This window comes from Streptomyces boluensis, from assembly GCF_009908195.1.
Classification (GTDB): domain Bacteria; phylum Actinomycetota; class Actinomycetes; order Streptomycetales; family Streptomycetaceae; genus Streptomyces; species Streptomyces boluensis.
Window position 1 is genome coordinate 1 of the sequence record NZ_JAAAHS010000542.1, and the last position, 3,899, is coordinate 3,899.

The following is a 3,899-nucleotide window of genomic DNA, read 5'->3' on the forward strand; positions in this document are numbered from 1 at the left end:
CCCCCGCCCCCGTCCCCGCACCCGAGCTCGTCGGCCGCACCGCCCTGGTGACCGGCGCGGGCCAGGGCATCGGCGAGGCCGTTACCCGCGCGCTCGTCGCGCAGGGCGCCCGCGTCGTGGCCGTCGACCGCGAGCCCGCCGGGGTCGAGGAACTCGCCGCGCGCTACCCCGACGGGCAGGTCGTCGGGCGGAAACTCGACGTCACCGACGGCGCCGCCGTCGACGCGCTCGTCGACGAGGTGGAACGCACCGTCGGCCCGCTCGACATCCTTGTCAACGTCGCCGGGGTGCTGCGTGCCGCGCCCGTCGTCGACCTCACCGACACCGACTGGGCCGAGACCTTCGCGGTCAACACCACCGGCGTCTTCCACACCTCGCGCGCGGCGGCCCGCCTGATGGGCGGGCGGCGCAGCGGCAGCATCGTCACCGTCGGCTCCAACGCGGCGGGTGTGCCGCGCAGTTCGATGGCCGCGTACGCCGCGTCCAAGGCGGCCGCGACCATGTTCACCAAGTGCCTCGGCCTCGAACTGGCCCGCAGCCAGGTGCGCTGCAATGTCGTGTCGCCCGGGTCCACGGATACGGCGATGCAGCGGCAGTTGTGGTCCGACGAGGCGGCTGCGCGGGGCGTTATCGAGGGGGATCCGTCGACGTACCGGGTCGGTATTCCGCTCGGGCGGATCGCCGCGCCCTCGGATATCGCGGACGCGGTGGTGTTTCTCGTGTCCGATCGGGCTCGGCACATCACGATGCACGATTTGTATGTGGATGGTGGGGCTACGTTGCGGGCCTGAGGCTCTTGCGTTGTCCGTTCCGCACCGTTGACTCGGTTGCCGTTGATCGGCCTGCGGCCTCGTCCTCAAACGCCGGACGGGCTGATTTTTCGCCCTCCGGGCTCGTCCTCAAGCTCCCCCAGCTACCGCTGGGAGGTGCCCCCAGGACGGGCTGGATTTCGCTCGGCCTCAAGTAGCCGGACCGGCTGGATTTGCCGGACCCGGCTGCTCAAAACACCCCCCTCAGGAGACCTCTGTGACTTCCACCCAGGACGTCGCGCCCGCCGTGCCGACGGTCGGTGGCGCCACCGCGTTGCTCGATGCCTATGTGCCCGGTGACGCCCGCTTCTTCGCCTCGCCCACGCGGACGCTTCTCGCGCACGGCACCCGTGCCGAAGTTCCGTACGACGAGCGGCCGTTGACCGTTCGGGTCGCCGAGACCCTGCGGGCTCAGGAGCGGGACGGTAATCCCGCGCCGATCGTTGTCGGGGCCGTCGCCTTCGATCACGAGGGGCCTGCCGCGCTTGCCGTGCCCGAGGCGACTCGTTGGGCGCCCGCGTTGCACACCGATCCGCTGGTCGGCGTCCCGGCCGCCGTGCCCGCCGACACCGACTGGGACGTGCGGCAGGTGCCCGCGCCCGAGGTGTACGCGGACTCCGTCGCGCGGGCCGTGGAGCGGATGCAGGCCGGGGAGTTCAGCAAGGTCGTGCTCGCCCGCACCCTTGAACTCCGTTCGCCGCGCGCCCTCGACATACCCGCGATGCTGCAGCGGCTCGCCCGCCGCGACCCGTCCGGATACACCTTCGCGGTGCCGTCCGGGCCCGGCCGTACGCTGCTCGGCGCCAGCCCCGAACTGCTCGTGTCCCGGCGCGGCGGCACCCTCGTCGCCAACCCGCTCGCCGGGTCCACGCCGCGCAGCGCCGACCTCGCCGAGGACGTGCGGCGCGCCGCCGCGCTCCTGGAGTCGGCCAAGGACCTGCACGAGCACGCCGTCGTCGTGGACGCGGTGCGCGCCGCACTCGCCCCGTACTGCGACGAGCTCGACGTACCCGAGCGGCCCACCCTCGTCCGTACCGCCACCATGTGGCACCTGTCGACGACCGTGACCGGCACGCTCCGTCAACCCGCCGTGTCCGCCCTGGAGTTGGCGTGCGCCCTGCACCCCACCCCGGCCGTGTGCGGTACGCCGACGCCGCTCGCCCGTGAGGTCATCGGCGAGCTCGAACCGTTCGACCGGGGCATGTTCACCGGCATGGTCGGCTGGGGCGACGCTCAGGGCGACGGCGAGTGGGTCGTCACCATCCGCTGCGCCGAGGCCGAGCAGGACCGGCTGCGGCTCTACGCGGGCGCCGGTGTCGTCGCCGGCTCCTCGCCCGAGGCCGAGACCGCCGAGACCGGCGCCAAGTTCGGCACCTTCCTGAACGCTGTGGGGGCCTCGCTGTGACCGTCACTCCGGCCACCGTCACTCCGACCACCGACGCGCCGACCTGGCCCGAGGAGTTCGCCGCCCGCTACCGCGAGCTCGGCTACTGGCGCGGCGAGACCTTCGGCGCCATGCTGCACGAGCGGGCCGCCGCGCACCCCGACCGGATCGCGGTCGTCGACGGTGAGCGCCGCTGGTCGTACGCCGAACTCGACCGACGCGCCGACCGGCTGGCGAACGGCTTCGCCGCGCGCGGCATCGTCAAGGGTGACCGGGTCGTCGTCCAACTCCCCAATGTCGCCGAGTTCTTCGAGGTCATCTTCGCGCTGTTCCGGATCGGCGCCCTGCCGGTGTTCGCGCTGCCCGCGCACCGCGAGACGGAGATCCGGTACTTCTGCGAGTTCACCGAGGCCGTCGCGTACGTCGTCCCGGACGTTCTCTCCGGCTTCGACCACCGTGCACTCGCCGCCAAGGTGCGGGCCCAAGTGCCCACGCTGCGCGACGTGTTCGTGGTCGGCGACCCCGGTCCTGACCCGGCGCACACCCCGCTCAGTGACGTGGCGTGCGACGACTTCGTCCCGTACGACGAGCCGGTCCCCTCCGACTTGGCCTTCCTCCAGCTGTCCGGAGGCTCCACCGGGGTGCCCAAGCTGATCCCGCGCACCCACGACGACTACATGTACTCGCTGTGGGGCTCGAACGAGCTCTGCGCCGTCGACGAGGACTCCGTCTTCCTCGTGGTGCTGCCCGCCGCGCACAACTTCCCGCTGTCCTCGCCCGGTTCGCTCGGTGTGCTGTACGCGGGCGGCCGCGTCGTGCTCTGCCCGCAGCCCGACCCGGAGACCGCGTTCCCGATCATCGAGCGGGAGCGCGTCACGATCACCGGGCTCGTGCCGCCGCTCGCCCTGGTGTGGACCGAGGCCGGACCGACGGCCCGCTACGACCTGTCCAGCCTCGACGTGCTGCTCGTCGGCGGCGCCAAGTTCAGCGAGGCGGCCGCCCGCCGGGTGCGGCCCGCCCTGGACTGCACGCTCCAGCAGGTGTTCGGCATGGCCGAGGGGCTCGTCAACTACACGCGCCTCGACGACCCGGTGGAGACCATCGTCACCACCCAGGGCCGGCCGATCTCCGCGCACGACGAGGTCCGCGTCGTGGACGACGAGGATCAGGACGTCGCCCCCGGCGAGACCGGGCATCTGCTCACCCGTGGCCCGTACACCATCCGCGGCTACTGGCGCGCCCCCGAGCACAACCAGCGGTCCTTCACCGAGGACGGCTTCTACCGCACCGGTGATGTCGTACGGATGACGCCCACCGGGCACCTCGTCGTCGAGGGCCGCGCCAAGGACCAGATCAACCGGGGCGGCGAGAAGGTCGCGCCCGAGGAGGTCGAGAACGTGATCCTCGGCCACCCCGCCGTGCACGACGTGTCCGTGGTCGCCGTGCCGGACGAGTACCTCGGCGAGCGGACCTGCGCGTACGTGATTCTCCGCGCCGACGCCGAGTCGCCCCTGAAGCCCGTCGCCATCAAGAAGTTCGTACGGGAACGTGGCCTCGCCGCGTACAAGATCCCCGACCGGGTCGAGTTCGTCGACGCGTTCCCCCAGACCGGCATCGGCAAGGTCTCGAAGAAGGACCTCCGTACGACCGCCGCCGCCGACCAGTAACACCCCGAAAGGCCCTCACCTCATGGCACTCCCCGCCAT

3 protein-coding genes are annotated in these 3,899 nt (G+C 71.9%); all 3 read left to right on the top strand.

Translation table 11 applies throughout. The annotated features are described in order from the left end of the window. Positions 1–44: 44 nt before the first annotated feature. The 3 genes from GUY60_RS35510 to GUY60_RS35520 all read left to right on the top strand — a co-directional run bounded on the left by GUY60_RS35510 (position 45) and on the right by GUY60_RS35520 (position 3,860). A complete protein-coding gene (locus GUY60_RS35510) occupies positions 45–791 on the top strand; it encodes a 2,3-dihydro-2,3-dihydroxybenzoate dehydrogenase (protein WP_161705509.1) in 747 nt (248 codons plus the stop codon). Between the two features lie 235 nt (positions 792–1,026). After that, entirely contained in the window at positions 1,027–2,214 is a 1,188-nt protein-coding gene (gene dhbC / locus GUY60_RS35515) for an isochorismate synthase DhbC (protein ID WP_161705507.1), read from the top strand. After that, positions 2,211–3,860, top strand: coding sequence for a (2,3-dihydroxybenzoyl)adenylate synthase (locus GUY60_RS35520; RefSeq protein ID WP_161705508.1), 1,650 nt, complete (start codon positions 2,211–2,213; stop codon positions 3,858–3,860). Before dhbC ends, GUY60_RS35520 begins: the two co-directional genes overlap by 4 nt. Positions 3,861–3,899 lie beyond the last annotated feature (39 nt).